At 60.8% G+C, this 17,405-nt stretch carries 11 protein-coding genes; 5 read left to right on the top strand and 6 right to left on the bottom strand.

Annotated elements, in window-relative coordinates; all coding sequences use genetic code 11:
* Positions 1–18: 18 nt before the first annotated feature.
* From EJA72_RS06905 to EJA72_RS06895, 3 genes are read right to left on the bottom strand one after another with little or no spacing between them, the layout of a single operon-like run.
* On the bottom strand, positions 19–963 hold the full coding sequence (locus EJA72_RS06905; RefSeq protein ID WP_157710740.1) for a sulfonate ABC transporter substrate-binding protein: 945 nt from the start codon (positions 961–963) through the stop codon (positions 19–21).
* 8 nt (positions 964–971) lie between these two features.
* The gene (locus tag EJA72_RS06900; RefSeq protein ID WP_157710739.1) at positions 972–2,300 is read right to left on the bottom strand and encodes an LLM class flavin-dependent oxidoreductase; all 1,329 of its coding nucleotides are present in this window, start codon (positions 2,298–2,300) and stop codon (positions 972–974) included.
* A gap of 2 nt (positions 2,301–2,302) precedes the next feature.
* Positions 2,303–4,528, bottom strand: coding sequence for a TonB-dependent receptor (locus EJA72_RS06895; protein WP_157710738.1), 2,226 nt, complete (start codon positions 4,526–4,528; stop codon positions 2,303–2,305).
* Between the two features lie 206 nt (positions 4,529–4,734).
* Between EJA72_RS06895 and EJA72_RS06890 the strand changes: the two genes are divergently transcribed.
* The 4 genes from EJA72_RS06890 (at position 4,735) to EJA72_RS06875 (ending at position 11,822) form a co-directional block, all read left to right on the top strand.
* Positions 4,735–5,775 (top strand): LacI family DNA-binding transcriptional regulator, encoded by a 1,041-nt coding sequence (locus EJA72_RS06890; RefSeq protein WP_178129130.1) that lies wholly within the window; start codon positions 4,735–4,737, stop codon positions 5,773–5,775.
* 317 nt (positions 5,776–6,092) lie between these two features.
* Positions 6,093–7,184: an efflux RND transporter periplasmic adaptor subunit gene (locus EJA72_RS06885; RefSeq protein WP_178129128.1), complete on the top strand. Its 1,092-nt coding sequence runs from the start codon at positions 6,093–6,095 to the stop codon at positions 7,182–7,184.
* Positions 7,181–10,390, top strand: coding sequence for an efflux RND transporter permease subunit (locus EJA72_RS06880; RefSeq protein ID WP_157710737.1), 3,210 nt, complete (start codon positions 7,181–7,183; stop codon positions 10,388–10,390). Before EJA72_RS06885 ends, EJA72_RS06880 begins: the two co-directional genes overlap by 4 nt.
* 1 nt (position 10,391) lies before the next feature.
* Positions 10,392–11,822 (top strand): efflux transporter outer membrane subunit, encoded by a 1,431-nt coding sequence (locus tag EJA72_RS06875; protein WP_157710736.1) that lies wholly within the window; start codon positions 10,392–10,394, stop codon positions 11,820–11,822.
* 175 nt (positions 11,823–11,997) lie between these two features.
* Here the strand turns inward: EJA72_RS06875 and EJA72_RS06870 are convergent, their stop codons facing one another.
* The 3 genes from EJA72_RS06870 to EJA72_RS06860 all read right to left on the bottom strand — a co-directional run bounded on the left by EJA72_RS06870 (position 11,998) and on the right by EJA72_RS06860 (position 15,387).
* Positions 11,998–13,788 (bottom strand): SulP family inorganic anion transporter, encoded by a 1,791-nt coding sequence (locus EJA72_RS06870; protein ID WP_157710735.1) that lies wholly within the window; start codon positions 13,786–13,788, stop codon positions 11,998–12,000.
* A gap of 30 nt (positions 13,789–13,818) precedes the next feature.
* Positions 13,819–14,640 (bottom strand): polyphosphate kinase 2, encoded by an 822-nt coding sequence (ppk2, locus tag EJA72_RS06865; protein WP_157710734.1) that lies wholly within the window; start codon positions 14,638–14,640, stop codon positions 13,819–13,821.
* 84 nt (positions 14,641–14,724) lie between these two features.
* Positions 14,725–15,387, bottom strand: coding sequence for a hypothetical protein (locus EJA72_RS06860; RefSeq protein WP_157710733.1), 663 nt, complete (start codon positions 15,385–15,387; stop codon positions 14,725–14,727).
* 282 nt (positions 15,388–15,669) lie between these two features.
* Between EJA72_RS06860 and EJA72_RS06855 the strand changes: the two genes are divergently transcribed.
* Positions 15,670–17,394 carry a monovalent cation:proton antiporter-2 (CPA2) family protein gene (locus tag EJA72_RS06855; RefSeq protein ID WP_157710732.1) on the top strand — a complete coding sequence of 575 codons (1,725 nt, stop codon included), beginning with the start codon at positions 15,670–15,672 and terminating at the stop codon, positions 17,392–17,394.
* Positions 17,395–17,405 lie beyond the last annotated feature (11 nt).

Raw genomic sequence — 17,405 nt, 5'->3', positions numbered from 1 at the left:
CTATTTAGCAGAGTTATTTTACTTTGAGTCCGACTCAGTCCACACCGCATTACGCACCACAACTTTCGTGGGCAGCAACTTGTTTTGATAAAACAGATCAGCAGTCAGTTGCTGTGCGTTGATGATGTCGACATCGACGGGCAATATCGGAGACGGCGGACGATTATCGAGATAGCTGGCAATCACATCGCCCGGCAGGCCCATGTACTTCTTCACCACGCTCAGGCTGTCTTCCCGCTGGCTGCGAGTCAGGCTTTCGGCGGCGGTCAGCTCATCGAGTAACGCGTGGATAAAGGCGCCATTGTCTTGTGCGTAGGCGCGTCGAGCGGTGTACATGGGACCGGAGAGGTTCAGCCCTTCCCCATTGGCCAGTACGCGAACATTGCCCTGGCTCAAGGCTAATGAAGAGTAAGGCTCCCAAATCACCCAGGCATCGACGCTGCCTTGTTCGAACGCTGCACGCGCATTCGCGGGCGGCAGGTTCATGGGCTGGATGTCCTGGTAGTTCAAACCCGCCTTGTTCAACGCTCTCAGGATCAGGTTGTGTGAACTGGAACCCCGCTGGAAAGCCACCTTCTTGCCTTTAAGATCGGCAATGTCCTTCAGTGGGCTGTCCGCCTTTACCAATATGGTTTCAGCTTGCGGCTTTGGCGGCTCGGTTCCGATGTAGACCAGATCGGCACCCGCCGCTTGTGCGAATAACGGGGGGATGTCGCCGGTGGAGCCGATGTCCAACGCATTGACGTTCATGGCTTCGAGCATCTGCGGCCCGGCTGGAAACTCGATCCATTGCACGGCAGTCTGTGGAAAGCGCTTCTCCAGAAGTCCATGTTCCTTGGCGAGTAACAACGAAATCGAGCCTTTCTGGTAGCCGATCCTCAGGGTCGCCGGGTCTGCCGCCAGCACGGAACTGGTGAGACTCATCAGGGCTAGCCCCGTTAACAAGAGTTTCTGCAATGTCATTCGCTTTCTCACTTTTCAACGGCCTTTGGGTTTGCTGGCCGAGCCAGCCCAAGGTTCTGGCGCAACGTTCGACCTTCGTACTCGGTCCTGAACAAGCCACGACGTTGCAGCTCAGGCACCACCTCATTGGCAAAATCTTCAAGGCCACCGGGAAGGTGCGGCGCCAGCACGTTGAAGCCATCCGCTGCACCTTGTTCGAACCAGACTTGTAGTTGGTCGGCGATCTGCACCGGTGTGCCCACCAGGCTGTAATGCCCCCTCCCCCCGGCAATCTTCCTGCCCAGTTCGGCGAGGCTGAGGTTTTCCCGGCCGGCCAATTCCGTCAGCAGTTTCTGGCGGCTTTGCTGACCGCTTTCAGTGAGCGGCAACTCCGGTAGCGGCCCATCCAGCGGATACTCCGACAGATCGAAGTTGCCCAGCATGCGCCCGAGTAATGCGATGCCCACCTCAGGTTCAACCAACCGCTGGAACGTCTGGAATTTTTCCTGGGCCTCTGCTTCGGTAGACCCGACCACCACAAAAACGCCCGGCATGATTTTCAGCGAGTCGGCACTGCGCCCGTACTGGCTCAAACGACCCTTGAGATCGGCGTAGAACGCCTGGGCATTGGCCAACGACGTTTGTGCAGTGAACACCACCTCCGCTGTTTGCGCCGCCAGGTCGCGGCCGACCTCAGAGGATCCTGCCTGCACAATCACCGGTTGCCCTTGCGGGGACCGCGCTACGTTCAGTGGTCCTTTGACTCGAAAGTGTTCCCCGACGTGATCCAGCACCTGCAACTTTGCCGGGTCGTAATAGGCGCCGCTGGCTTTGTCGCGAACAAACGCATCGTCCTCCCAGCTGTCCCACAGCCCCGTGACCACCTGATGAAACTCCCGTGCCCGGCTGTAGCGATCGGCGTGGCCAATGTGTTCGTCCCGGCCGAAATTCTGCGCTTCGGCGGCGTTATCCGACGTCACCAGGTTCCACCCCGCTCGCCCGCCAGACAGGTGATCCAGCGACGCGAATTTGCGCGCCACGTGGTACGGCTCGTTGTAACTGGTGGTGGCCGTGGCGATCAGTCCGATGTGCTCGGTCACCGCGCTCAGGGCCGATAACAGCGTCAGCGGCTCAAAGTAATCCGAGCGCGCCATGCGGCTGGCGATCTCTTCCCGAGGCGCGGCGACCGTGTCTGCGACGAACAACGCATCGAATTTTGCCGCCTCGGCAATCTGCGCAAGACGCTTGTAATGGGCGAAATCCAGACCGGCGTTGGCCGGCACATCGGGATGGCGCCACGCGGCGACATGGTGCCCGGTGCCCATAAGGAACGCGCCCAGTTTCAGTTGTCGACTCATGCTCAGAAGTCCTTGCGCAGCTGCACGCCGAAGTAGCGTTCGTCATCCCGTGGAACGGCGCGGTAGATGTAGTTGCCGCCGGTGGCCAGCAAGGGCGAGTAAGACTTGTCGGTAAGGTTCTTGCCAAGCAACGCCACACGCCAGCCATTGGTGTAGTCGGCCAGGGCGATGCTGGCGTTCCACAAACCGTAGGCGCCCTGCTTGGTGTCCGGGTTCTGGCTGATGTCGTACTGCACTTCGCTCTGCCAGCTGTAGTCGGTGCCTAGCTCGACATCCAGGCCGTTATTCAGCGGGATGCTGTAGTCGGCGCGCACATAGCTTTTCCAGTCCGGGGTGTACGGCAGCGGCTTGCCGTCGACGTTGCACGACGCGGCGGCGCCTGCCGGGCAAGCGAACGAATCGATGCGTGCGTGGGTGTAAGCCAGCGCACCGGAGAACTTCAGTTGCTGGGTGGCCTGCAAGGCGTAATCCAGTTCCACGCCTTCGGTGCTGACGCTGCCGGCGTTGATCAGACGCGTGACGACTTGGCCGGCGACGGTGTCGAAAAAGTTCGCCTGGTAGTTGTCGTACTCGCTGTGAAACACCGCGAGGTTGGTGGTCAGGCGGTTGTTCCAGGACGTGGCCTTGATCCCCAGCTCCCAGTTGTTGGACGTTTCCGGTTTCAGCGCCTGGGTGTCGCGAGGCTGCATGTTGAAGAACACGTTGTACGCCGGGCCTTTGTAGCCGCGCGAATAGGTCAGGTAGGTGGTGACCGTATCGCTCAAGTCGTACTGCACGCCGAGGCGTCCGGACCAGCCGTCCTCATCCACCGAACCGGAACTGCTGGTGTTCGGCTGAATGCCGGTGACGGCGGTGGCCGAGGTCGATACCCGGCGGTGATCGTAATCCAGTTCGTCGTGGGTGTAGCGCAGGCCGGCAATGCCACGAAAGTCCGAGGTGAAATTCAGGGTGCTTTCGCCAAACACCGCGTAGCTGTCATTCGTGGTGCCGTAGTCGGCAACGCCCCGGTTGACGCTGGTGGGCGTGGTCAACGTGCGCTGATACGTCTCGTCGTCCTTGCCGTGCATGTAGAACAGGCCGCCCACATACTCCAGAAACTCGCCTTTTGGCGAGGCCAGGCGCAGCTCCTGCGAGTATTGGTCGAAGGCCAGGTCGCCCTTGTCCGCCGTGCCGGGGAATGCGGCGGTAATGGTGCTCAGACGATCGCCGTCCTGGTATTGGGTGTTGTCCCAGCCACGCCACGCGGTGATCGAGGTCAGGGTGTAATCACCCAGGTACCAGTCGAGCTGACCGGACAGTCCCTTATTAATGTCATCAACATGGGTGCGAGTGTCGGTGTTGATCTTGCGGTTGTCGCTGGACGCCCGAACCGGGTTCAACGCATTGGCAAAGGCCGGCGTCAGCGACTCGCTGACCACACCGTTCGGTGCATCGTCGTGGGACTGCATGTAATCGGTAATGAACGTGAACTTGAAGTCGTCGTTGGGCGTGAACTCCAGTTTGCCCCGCGCGCCTTTGTGGTTGTAGCCGTTGACTTCCTGCCCGTTGTGCTCGTTATCGACGTTGCCGTCGTAGCTGCCGAACAGCGTGGTGATCGAGCCCTTGAGCGTGTCGGGAATCAGGCTGCCGCCGATGCCAAAACGGGTGCGGCTTTCATTGCCGCTGTAGTACGACTGATCGATGTAGCCATGGGTGTCGGCTGTCGGCGCCTTGCTGATGACATTGAGCACGCCAGCCGAGGCGTTCTTGCCGAACAGCGTGCCTTGCGGACCGCGCAGCACTTCGACGCGCTCCAGGTCCATCAGGTCCAGCGTGGCCTGGCCGGGACGAGCGTAGACCACGCCATCAATCACCGTCGCCACGGTCGGTTCGACCCCTGGTGAGGTGGAAATGGTGCCCACGCCCCGCACGAACAACGAGGTGTCCTTGTTCGAGGCGCCGGTGCGGAAGTTCAGCGACGGCACTTGCTGGACGATGCTCGCCACGCTGTTGCGGTTATCGCGCTCCAACTGTTCGCCATCAATCACCGACACGGCCACCGGTACTTTCTGCAGCGACTCTTCGCGGCGTGTGGCGGTGACCGTCACTTGTTGAAGCGTGAGCTCCTGCTCGCCCGTCTCGGCGGCGAATGCGTTGGGCAATGGCAACGTGGCCAGGCCGGTGAACAGCCAGCTCGCAGCGCGAATCGACTGCGCCAGCTTCTTTGTTGCCCCAGGAAATGTGTGCATGGTCTGACCGCTCGAAAGTGTGCCCTGAACCGCTGCCGTTCTGCGACGACAGCGCCTTGAATTTGTCTTGGGCATTCGCTCGAGCGAGTAGCAGACAGAACGCTTTGTTAGCGCTAACATCGCCAGTATCTGCAACGGATGTATAGATCGTCAAATACTGAAAAATTACTCTTATATGCGTTTTTGTTTTAAACAAGGATTGCCATGTGAACGAAGACAAACCTCGCAAACGCCGTGGCGCAGGCCGCGTGACACTAAGCACCGTGGCACGGCAGGCAGGCGTTTCGGCGATTACGGTGTCGCGCTACTTCAATCAACCGGACCAGGTATCGCCCGAGCGCCGTGAACGCATTGCTCAGGTGGTTGCAGACCTGGGTTATGTGCCCAACCTGGTGGCCGGCGGGCTGGCCTCTGCACGAGGCAAAATCGTCGGCATGGTGATCCCGAACATTTCCGGGCCGATCTTCGCCAATACCATTCAGGGCTTTAGCGACACCCTCAGTCGCCACGGTTATCAACTGCTGCTGGCCTCCAGTTACTTCAGCACCGAACAGGAAGAGAACGCGGTGCGCGCGTTTCTTGGCTGGTCGCCGGCGGCACTGGTGCTGACCAGTCATTTCCACAGCGCGGGCACCGAGAAGATGATTGCCGAGGCTGACATCCCGGTGATCGAGACCTGGGACTACCGCCCTGAGCGCGAGCCGATGCAGATCGGTTTTTCGCATTTTGAAGTCGGCGTCACCGCTGCGCGCTATCTGCATGGCAAGGGTTATCGGCGAATAGCGTTTGTACAGAACAGCGCCGCCGGCGACTTCAGTGCGTTGGAGCGCCGCGATGGCTACGCCGCCACGGTGCGTGAGTTGGGACTGGAACCATGGGTGTTTGCGCCGGACGCCGATCTGGCGCCGTTTGAAGCGGGCAAACAAGCGATGCAAGCGTTGATGACCGCGTCCCCTCCCCCGGATGCAATCATCTTTGCCAATGACAACCTCGCCGCCGGTGGCTTGCTGGCGGGGCAACGCGCTGGACTGAAGATCCCGGAAGATTGCGCCGTAGTCGGGTTTGGCGACTACCCGTTTGCGGAAATGTTGTTGCCGAGCTTGAGCACCATCAAGCCCCCGGCGCTGGAGATCGGTGTGCTGGCGGCGACTCGGGTGCTGGAAAGCCTGGGGGTGCTGCCGGTGGAGGACGAGGTGCAACGCTTGAATTTGCTGGAGTGCCGGCTGATTGAACGCGAAAGCAGTTGAGCACGCCTTGTATAGCGACTCGGAATAAACACCAAAATTTTAAGTTCAGACTTGTCTATAACGTACTTCCTTTATCGGTTCGATTTGTGAAGGGTTAGTAGCTACGCTTCTGGGACCGAGGATCATGGAGCACAGGCATGGGGAAAATAGCCGGGTGGTTCGAAGAAAACTGTCGGCCCGCCCAGGGCATCAAAATCGACAGGTTTGCGAGCCGCATGGGCTTGCCTACAGTATGCCTCGCAGGGGTTTTTACCTTGCTGGCCGGCTGCGGAAAGGAACCTCCTGCCCCGGGTCGTCAACCGCCTGACGTAACGGTCATGACGGTCACCGCCCGCGACACCCCGGTGACCTTCGAATTCGTTGCACAGACCGAGAGCTCCCGCGAAGTGGAAATCCGCGCCCGTGTGGCCGGTTTCCTGGAACGTCGGTTGTACACCGAAGGCGATTTGGTAAAAGCCGGGCAAACGCTGTTCCAGATGGATCGCAAACCGTTCGAGGCCGCATTGGTGTCGGCCCAGGGTCAGTTGGCCCAGCAGCAAGCACGCTGGGAAGTGGCCAAGGCCACCCTCGCCCGCGTCCGGCCATTGGCCGCGCAGAACGCGGTGAGCAAGATGGATCTGGACAATGCCGTCGGCGCTGAGCGTGAAGCCAAAGCCGCCGTATTGGCCGCAGAGGGTTCGGTGCGCACCGAGCAGCTGAACCTCAGTTACACCACGATTACCTCTCCCCTCGCCGGCCTTTCCAGTTACGCAAAAAAACAGGAAGGCAGCTACGTCACACCGGGTGAATCCGGGTTGCTGACCTCGGTTTCACAGATGGACCCGATGTACGTCAACTTCAGTCTTTCGGAAAACGAAACCCTGAAATACCGTGACGATATTGCCGCCGGCCGCCTGAAATTCCCGCCACGCAGCGACTTTGTCGTCGAGATTATGCTGGCGGACGGGACCATGGTTCCGGACCGTGGCCAGGTTAATTTCCTGGCACCCTCATTCAGCTCGGAAACCGGAACATTCCTGGTGCGTGTCGTCCTGCCGAACCCGAAAGGTTTGCTGCGTCCCGGTCAGTTCGTGCGAGCCCTGGCCAAGGGCGCATCCCGCCCCAACGCGATTCTGGTGCCGCAAAAAGCCGTCCTCGAAGGTGCCAAGAGCCATTTTGTCTGGGTGCTTAATGCCGAGGGCAAACCCGAGCAACGGGCGGTCGATGTCGGCGAATGGCAAGGCGATGACTGGTTTATCAGCAACGGCCTGCGGGCTGGCGAACGCATCGTGGTCGATGGTGCAATCAGGGTCTCACCCGGTGGCCCATTGAACATTGTCGACAAGCCGGCCGCTGCAGCGCCTACCGCGACAGCCGGACAACCGGCAAAGGCTGGCTCGCCAGCGACAAGCAGCGGGAATAGCCAATGAGCATTTCCCACTACTGCATCGACCGCCCCATTTTTGCCTCGGTGATCTCGATCATCATTACCCTGGCCGGCGCCGTGGCCATGCTTAGTCTGCCCGTCGCCCAATACCCGGACATCACGCCACCGCAAATCACCGTGGCCGCCACTTACCCCGGGGCGGACGCGCAGGTCGTGGCGAATAACGTCGCCGCGCCCATCGAGCAGCAGGTCAACGGCGCCGACAACATGATCTACATGAACTCGTCGAGTTCCGCGACGGGCAACATGACCCTCAACGTATTCTTCGAGATCGGTACCGACCCGTCCCTGGCGCAGGTGGACGTGCAAAACCGGGTCAACCTGGCCCTGCCGCAACTGCCCTCCGCCGTGCAGAGCCAGGGCATCCAGGTGCAGAAAAAATCCTCGGCGTTCATGATGATCCTCGCCGTGTATTCCGCCGGCGACCGCTATGACAGCACCTACGTCGCCAACTACGCCAACCTCTATATTCTGGATGCGATCAAGCGCATACCGGGCGCCAACCAGGCTGCCATCTTCGGCACGCCGGACTATGCGATGCGCATCTGGCTCAAACCGGATCGCATGGCCCAATTGGGCATCACCGCCGCCGATGTGCAGAAAGCCGTGGCCAACCAGAACCAGCAATTCGCCGTCGGCCGCGTCGGCCAATCGCCCACCGGGCAGGCCGTGGAGCAGTCGTTTGCCGTGACGACCAAGGGACGCCTGACCGAACCCGCGGAATTCGAAAACATCATCCTGCGTGCCACCAACGGTGGGGCCGCCATCGTCCGCCTCAAGGACATCGGTCGCGCCGAACTCGGGCAAAAAGACTACTCGCTGCGCAGCACCTACCAGGGTCGTCCCGCGACGCTGATCGCGGTGTATCAACAACCCGGCGCCAACGCGCTTGATGTGTCCAAGGCGGTGACCTCGACCCTGGCGCAAATGAAGCAGACGTTCCCCGAGGGCATCGAATACAAGATCGTGATGGACACCACCGCTTTTACCCGCGCCTCGATTTCCGAGGTGATTCACACCTTCTTCGAAGCGTTGGTGCTGGTGGTCGTGGTGGTCTACATCTTCCTGCAGAGCCTGCGTGCCACGCTGATTCCGGTGCTGGCGGTGCCGGTGTCGATTGTCGGTACCTTCATCGGCATGTCGGCCCTGGGGTTTTCCGTGAACATGCTGACGCTGTTCGGCATGGTTTTGGCCATTGGTATCGTGGTGGACGACGCCATCGTGGTGATCGAAAACGTCGAACGCAACATGCACGTCCACAAGATGACGCCCAAGGACGCCGCCAAGCGCGCCATGGATGAAGTCGCGGGGCCGGTGGTGGCCATCGTGCTGGTGCTGTGCGCCGTGTTCATTCCGGTGGCATTCATGGGCGGCATCACCGGCCAGCTCTATAAACAGTTCGCGATCACCATTGCCATTTCCGTGGTGATCTCCGGCGTGGTCGCCCTGACCTTGTCGCCGGCCCTGGCGGCACTGCTGCTCAAACCTCAACACGGCGATAAAAACAGGTTCTTCCGCTGGTTCGAACGCAGTTTCGAGCGCATGACCGAAGGCTACTCCCGTTCGGTCGCGTTCATGATCAAGCGCTTCGTACTCGCGCTGTTGCTCTTCGCCGGCATGATCGTGCTGATTCTGTTGATGGCGCAGCGAATACCGAGTGCGTTCCTGCCACCGGAAGACCAGGGCTACCTGCTCGGCGCCGTGATCATGCCCGATGCCGCGAGCCTGGACCGGACCGGCGAGGTGGGCAAAATAGCGAGTGACTTCTACATGAACGATGAGGCCGTCGAAGGCGTCGCCATCGTCAATGGCTACAGCCTGCTGGACGGCCAGAACAAGAACAATGCCGCGACCGTTTTCGTCGGCTTCAAGGATTTCGAGGAGCGCTACAAGGACGACGAAACCATCAAGGCTCAAAGCGCTCCTGCGGTGATACAGAAATCGGCCCGCGAATTCTCCACAATTCAGAGCGGGATCATTTTGCCGGTCAACCCGCCCTCCATTCCCGGTTTGGGCACCACCGGCGGCATGGAGGTCTGGGTCCAGAGCAAGGGTGATGCCAGCGTGGGCCAATTGGCCGAACTGGTCTCGACCCTCGTGGCAAAAGCCAAGCAACGCCCGGAACTCGGCGCCGTCACCTCAACCTTCAACGTGTTCTCGCGACAACTGATGGTCGACGTCGACCGGGAAAAAGCGGAAACCCTTGGGGTGCCCGTGGAGGATGTCTACAGCACCATGCAGACCATGTTCGGTTCGCTGTATGTCTCGCAGTTCAACAAATTCAGTCGGCTGTGGCAGGTCATCCTGCAAGCTGAGCCGATCTATCGCCTGAAGGCCGAGGACCTGCAACAAATCTACGTGCGCAGCAAGACGATGGAGATGGTACCCCTCAAAGCGCTGCTGACCACCCGCTATGTCACCGGGCCCGACCTGCTCACCCGTTTCAACAACTTCCCGGCGGTCAAACTCACGGCCAACGCGGCACCCGGCTACAGTTCCGGCCAGGCGCTCAAGGCGCTGGAAGAAATCAGCGCCGAAATCATGACCAATGACTACGCCCTGGCCTTGAGTGGCGAGGCCTTCGAGGAGAAGAAAAGCGGCGGTGCGTCTTCCCAGGTGTTCATCTTTGGCCTGGTGATGGTGTTCCTGATCCTCGCGGCGCAATACGAAAAATGGTCCCTCCCCGTCGGCGTACTGCTGGCGGTGCCCTTTGCCTTGTTTGGTGCGCTGCTGGCGGTCTTGCTCCGAGGCTTGAGCAATGACGTCTACTTCCAGATCGGCTTGACCATGCTGGTGGCCCTGGCCGCCAAGAATGCGATCCTGATCTTCGAGTTTGCGGTGCTCAACCGCGAAAACGGCATGTCCGCCTACGATGCCGCCATGACCGCCGCAAAGGAACGCTTGCGCCCGATCGTGATGACGTCCCTGGCGTTCATCCTCGGGTGCGTGCCGTTGGCCATTGCCGTCGGCGCCTCGGAAAACAGTCGGCACTCCATCGGTACGGGGGTGATTGGCGGCATGCTGGCGGCGACCGTGATCGCGATCTTCTTCATCCCGCTGTTCTACTACCTGGTGGAAAGGATGTTCGGCGAAAAGGACAAACCCGACACGGTCGTTCAACCGAAAGAATTGCCATCGCCAGGGCAGCTTCCCGACGGTGCTGCGCAAAACCGGCATGAGGGGGATTGAGATGTACAGATCCCCTCTCCCGCTGTTGCTGTGCCTTGGCCTCGTGGGTTGCATGGTCGGCCCGGATTACCAACATCCTGAGATCGACACCCCGGCGGCGTATCGTTATGCGGACAAGGAAGCGAAGAATCTTTCCAATACGCTGTGGTGGGAGCAGTTCCAGGACCCGGTGCTCAATGACTTGATCCGCATCGCGCTGCAGGAAAACAAAGACATCAAGATTGCGGCGGCACGGGTCGAACAGTTCCAGGGCCGCTATGGCGAAACGCGTTCGCTGTTGTTTCCGCAAGTCGGCCTCGGCGCGCAAGGCCAGCGCACCCGCTCGCCTCGGGACAACGGCCCGGTCCCGCTGGACCCGTCCGTCGACCCGGTGTTCAACAACTACCAGGCCGTGCTTAATGTGAATTGGGAGCTGGATGTCTGGGGTCGCCTGCGCCGGCTGAACGAATCTGCACGCGCCGATCTGCTGGCGTCGGAGGAAGGCCGCCGGACCGTGATCCTTAGCCTGGTGTCGTCGGTGGCCTCAAGTTACGTCACCCTGCGTGACCTTGATCGGGAACTGGAAATTGCCCGCACGACTGCCAAGGTGCGGGGCGATTCCTACGAGATTTTCAAACTGCGCTACGGGGCCGGCACCATTTCCGAGATGGAGCTGGCGCAGAACCAGTCGGAGTACGAGCGCACCCTGGCCTCGGTTGCGCAATTCGAACCTCTGGTGGCGCAACAGGAAAACGCACTGGCCGTGCTGCTGGGCCGTAATCCAGGACCGATCATTCGCGGACGCGATCTTGGCCAACTGGCGCTGCCATCGGTGCCGGCCGGGTTGCCCTCTGATTTGCTGGAACGACGTCCCGACCTGCGCCAGGCCGAGCTGAATCTGATTTCAGCCAACGCGCAAATCGGTGCCGCCAAGGCCCAGTACTTCCCGACCATTTCCCTCACCGGGCTGCTGGGTTCCGTCAGCAATCAACTCTCGGACCTGTTCACCGGGCCCGCCGCTACGTGGTCTTATGGCCTGGCCGCAAGCATGCCGATCTTCACCGCTGGTGGAATCGCCGGCCAAGTGCAACAGGCCGAAGCCTTCCAGAAACAAGCCTTGCTGAGCTACCAGCAGTCGATTCAATCGGCGTTCAGGGACGTGGAAAACGCCTTGATCGCCTCCACTAAATCCCGCGAGCAAATGGCCTCCCAGGACCGGCAGGTCGAGGCACTGCGCACTTACGCGCGGTACGCGCGGTTGCGTTATGACAACGGCTACACCAGCTACATCGAAGTCCTCGACGCCGAGCGCAGTCTGTTTGATGCCGAGCTGAATTACACCCGCACCCGAGCCACGGTGTTTACCTCGATGATTGATTTGTACAAGGCCACTGGCGGCGGTTGGGTGGCCGAGGCGGACCAGCTGACGGCGGTTGAAAAGCCTCGGCAATAAGGATTTTTGGGCACATCCCCATTGTGGCGAGGGAGCTTGCTCCCGCTGGGGCGCGTAGCGGCCCGCTTTTCCCTGAAAAATGGGGCCTGCTACGCAGTCCAGCGGGAGCAAGCTCCCTCGCCACAGAGATTTCGACTGCTTTCAGATTTGCTGAGGTGAACAGTCATACGGCTGTCTAATCGCGATCCTCGTCCTGCACTTTCGCCCCCTCCACCGGATGCAACTTCAGATAACGATTGACCGCGACGCCAATCGTTGGAAAAAACGCCGCTTCGCCCAACCGCTCGAATACACCGAATCGCTTCAACTTGTCCTTCACGGGGTCTTTCATCTCGGCCACGCACAACTTGATACCGGCTGCGCGCAGGGTTTCGTCCAGTTCCATCAGCATGTCGGCGGACGTCACGTCCACGCTGGTGATCGGCTCTGCTGCAACCACCAGCCATTTCACGGGCGTAGGCGATGTCGCGACCGCGTTAAGCGCTTGATCATTGAACAGCTCGGCGTTGGCGAAAAACAACGGCGCATCCCAGCGAAACAGCACCAGGCCAGGCATAACGCGAGCGTGCGGATAACGCTTGAGGTCGTGATAGCCCTGCACACCGTCAGCGCGACCCAGTACCGCCGAATACGGACGCCACGCATCCCACAGGAACTCGATCACCGCAATCACGATGGCCAGGCCAATGCCCTGAATGGCGCCCAACACGGCGACACCGACCGTACACACGATAGACAGCCAGAATTCCCAGCGCTGGATGCGATAGATCCGTCGCAGGTCCGCGACCTCGATCAGGCCAATGGCCGAGGCGATCACGACAGCCGCCAAGGCGCTGGTGGGCAGGTTTTGCAGCAGGTCCGGTGCGACAAGCAGCAATATGGCCACCGCCAACGCGCCGACGACTCCGGTCAGTTGCGTCCTGGCGCCGGCCGCCTCAGCCACCGGTGTGCGCGATGAACTGCTGCTGATCGGGAAGCCCTGGAACAACCCGGCGGCCAGGTTGGCGACGCCAAGTCCGACCATTTCCTGATTCGGGTCGACATAGGTTCGGGTGCGTGCCGCATACACCCGGGACAGCACGCTGGTGTCGGCAAACGACACCAGCGCCACCGCACAACCGCCAAGCACGACCGGGACGATATCGTCGAAGGTGATCAGCGGAATGGCGAACGCCGGCAGGCCTTGTGGCAGCGAACCGAGCACCGCCACATTGTGCGCCGTCAGCCCCAGCACACCCACCGCGACCGTGGCACCCGCCACCGCAATCAGGATGCCCGGCACGCGTTTTTTGTCCTTGAGCAACAGGATCACCGCCAGTGTGGCGGCACCGATCGCGAACGTGACCCAGTTGGTTTTTCCCTGCATCACCGCGGTGGCAATGGCCCACAGGTTTCTCAGCGGGCCGTCAGTCTGGATCGAAAAGCCGAAAAACTTCGGCAGCTGGCTGATCAACACGGTCAGCGCAATGCCGTTCATGTAGCCGTAGCGGATCGGCTTGGACAGCAACTCGGTGACGAAGCCCAAACGCGCCACGCCAGCGAGGATGCACACAGCCCCCGAAACGATCGCCATCATGCCGGCCAGCGCCACCGCGCGTTGTGGATCACCACCGGACAGCGGCAAGACCACCGCCAGGATGACGGCGGCCAGCGAGGAGTCCGGCCCCAGCACCAGAATCCGGCTTGGCCCGAACAGCGCGTAGGCCAGCAGCGGAATGATGGTTGCATAGAGGCCATAGATACCCGGTACCCCCGATGCCACTGCATAGGCGATACCGACCGGCACCAGCATCGTGGTCAGCACCAGCCCCGCGACAATATCGTGCTGCAACCAGGCGGCTTTGTACCCGCGCAGCGTTTGCAGCCCCGGCAGCCAACGAACCCAGCCGGTTTGCTCGTTGCCCTTCGCCCTGTGCGCAATCCGGCCAGCTTCCGGGACGGACGGCGACGTATCCGAATCACTCATGGGTTTCGAGCTCCTTTGGGGAAGCGTCCGTCAGAATTTTTCAGGGATACGCCGGAACGGATAATCCGGGTCACGATAGCCACCCGGTTTCTGCCGCTTGGGCAAGATCACTTTTTCCCGTGGCACATCTTTGTAGGGGATGCGGCTGAGCAAGTCGGTAATGATGTTGAGGCGGGCCCGGCGCTTGTCGTTCGAGTCGGCGACCAGCCAGGGCGCGAATTCGGAATCGGAGGCCTTGAACATCTCGTCTCGTGCGCGCGAGTAGTCATACCAGCGGCTGTAGGACTTGAGGTCCATGGGGGTCAGCTTCCAGATTTTGCGGCCATCCTTGATGCGTGCTTCGAGCCGGCGGGTCTGTTCCTCGGGGCTGACCTCCAGCCAATACTTGAGCAGGATGACGCCCGAGTTGACGATGGCGTGTTCCACCAGCGGCAAAGACTTGAGGAAAGCGACGGCTTGTTCTTCGGTGCAGAACCCCATCACACGTTCAACGCCCGCGCGGTTGTACCAGCTGCGATCAAAGATCACCACTTCGCCAGCGGCAGGCAGGTGCGGCAAGTAGCGTTGCACATACATCTGGCTCTTTTCGCGGTCGGTGGGCGCCGGCAAAGCCACCACGCGAAAGACCCGCGGGCTCACCCGTTCGGTAAGGGCCTTGATCGTCCCGCCCTTGCCGGCACCGTCGCGACCCTCAAAGACAATGCAGATCTTGATGCCTTTGAATTTGACCCACTCCTGCAACTTGACCAGCTCGACGTGCAGCCGGCGCAACTGCTCAAGGTAGTCCTTGTTCTTCAGTTTCGCGCCTTCCGTGGAGCGCCCCTTTGCAGTGCCCTTTTTTTCCTTTGCCATGACCAGACCTCACGCATGTTGTCACTGATTAACGACAGAACGACCTTAGAGCGCCGGTTGCAGGCGCTTCGAGATGCAGGCTTTTTATCCGCCCAGCGCGATGATCGCGGCGATCAGCAGCGCACCGGTGATGGTCAGCACAATCGCCCCTTGCCACGGTTTTGCGCCGGCGTAGCGCGCCAGCATCCAGCCCGCCACAAACAGCACCGCGAGGCCAATCAGGTTGGAAATGCGCACGGCAAGGTTTGTGTCCTCGAGCAACAGAAACGGCACGACAAGCGGAAACGTGGCGAGCACGACCAACAGAAAAACACCGAGTGCCCCTTTGAAATCGTCCAGCGTCAGGCGCGGCAGCCTCGGTGTAGCGGGTGCCTCGACCAGGCGGCGGCGCAGCAATTCGAGCCCGTCGGCGCCGGCCGCTGACGCGAGACGCGCAGGCAGTGCATCCGCAACGAGCGCCCGCCCGGTGGCCTCGTCCGCGCCGCTGCGCACCGTGGCGAGCAGCGTACGGTTGCGGGTGCGCTCGATCAGCGCTCGTAACAGGTACATCACCGCGTCGGCGAGCCCCCAGGCGAGGTTGCAGCCGAGGGCGGCGATCATCATCAGGCGTTCCGCTTCCCGGTCAGCGGTGACCACGCTGATCGTTCCGGTGAAGGTCATCGCCATGAGGAGGCCGAATATCACCTCCGTGACGCGCTCGACCGGGTCGAGCACTCGGGCAGGTTTCTGTTCTTCACTACTGTCCATGCGTCCAACCCTGGCAGGTCAAAAGCCGCTGTTGTGTCCTTTGAGGCCGGGGTCATGAGTCGCCACCCGGCGAATTTTTGAGGCTGTCTTTTCCAGCCCCCTATGAGTGTAGTTTGAAACGATTTTGCTGCTGCGATGTCGCGCACAAACCTGGCCCTGCCATCTGTGCCGACTACACTCCTGCCAGTACCGACGCAGAACGTTCGCCTTGAACCTCATTCGCACAGTGTTTGCGACTGGCTGTCGCTTCGCTTGAGCGATCAGCGCCGCCACGGAGCTTTTATGTTCGTCAGCCTGTTGATCATCCTCACCGCTTCCCTGGTCGTCATTTCCGTGTTCCATCGTCTGCGCTTGCCGCCGGTGCTGGGCTATCTCTGCGTGGGGCTGATCGTTGGGCCGACGGCCTTCGGCTGGGTACACGACAGTGAAGCGTTGCCACTGCTCGCGGAACTGGGCGTGGTTTTTTTGCTGTTTTCCCTGGGGCTGGAGTTTTCGTTGTCGAAAATGATCGCGCTGCGGCGTGTGGTGTTTGGCCTCGGCAGCCTTCAAGTGGTGGTGTCCGGTGGCGTGCTGGGCGCCATTCTGATGCTGATCGGCATGCCCCCCGCGCCTGCGTTTTTACTCGGTGGCGGCCTGGCGTTGTCATCGACCGCCATTGTCAGCAAAGAACTGGTCAGCCTCGGCGAGATTTTCAGCAGCCACGGCCAGAACGCAATCGGCGTGTTGCTGTTCCAGGATGTGGTGGCGGTGTTGCTGCTGACGATGGTCCCCGTGTTTGCCGGCAACAGCGAGCAAGCCTGGTATTGGGCGTTGCCCCTGACGCTGGGCAAGACCGTGGTGTTGTTCGTTGGCCTGTCATTGGCCAGTCGCTGGGTGTTGCCACGGCTGTTCCATGAAGTGGCCGCGGCACGTTCCGCTGAACTGTTCGTACTGCTGGCGCTGGTGATCGTGCTGCTGACGGCCGGGCTGACGCACTTGATTGGTCTCTCCCCTGCCCTGGGCGCCTTTCTCGCCGGCATGCTGCTGGGGGAAAGCCATTACCGGCACCAGATCGAGGCAGACCTGCGCCCGTTCCGCGACATTTTGCTTGGCGTGTTCTTCATCAGTATCGGCATGCTGATCGACTTGCGATTGTTTGTCAGTCACGGCCTGCTGATCCTCGCGCTGACCGTGGGTTTGCTGCTGATCAAGGGCTGTGTGGTCGCCTTGCTGGTCAAGTTGCGCGGCAGCGACAGTGAAACCGCCTGGCGCAGCGGCCTCGCATTGGCCCAGGGCGGCGAGTTCTGTTTTGCCTTGATGTCGCAAATGCAGCTGAACAACCTGCTGCCCGTTGACCTGGGTAAATTGTTGCTGGCAGCGACGTTCTGCTCAATGGTGGTCACGCCGACACTGCTGCGCGCCGCGCCCGGCATCGCCACACGCCTGCATCGCAAACCCAACGAAGAGGCGAAACTGGAGGAAATCAGTGCCCTCAACGCTGAGGCGCAGGGGCATGTGGTGATTTGTGGTTATGGTCGTGTGGGGCAATCCATTGGCCGCATCCTGCTCAAAGCCAACCAGCCTTATATCGCGCTGGATAACGACCCGGTGCGCGTTCGGGAAGCCGCGGTCGCGGAAAGTTGCGTGCACTATGGCGATTCCCACCGGGGCGAACTGCTGGTCGCGGTGGGGCTGGAGCGCGCGAGTCTGATGGTCATCGCCGTGGACAAGCCCGACATCGCCTTGCAAGTGCTACAGGAGGCGCGCCGAATCAACCCGACCGTGCCGATCCTGGTCCGCACCCGGGACGACAGCCTGATCCCCGAGTTGAAAGCGGCCGGTGCCAGCGAAGTGGTGCCCGAATTGCTCGAATCCAGCCTGATGCTCGCCTCCCATGCGCTGGTGCTGTTGGGGTTCCCCGGGCCGCAGGTGCAGGAACGAGTCGCTCAGGTGCGACTCGATCGCTATCGCCTGCTGCACGGTTTTTACCCCGGCGCGGAAGACGAAGAAACGGGCGACGCAAAGTAAACCGCCGCCCC

Origin of the sequence: Pseudomonas sp. PB120, from assembly GCF_009761815.1 — a bacterium.
GTDB lineage: Bacteria > Pseudomonadota > Gammaproteobacteria > Pseudomonadales > Pseudomonadaceae > Aquipseudomonas.
The sequence above is the reverse complement of the archived record's forward strand: the minus strand, read 5'-3'. Positions and strand labels throughout refer to the sequence as shown.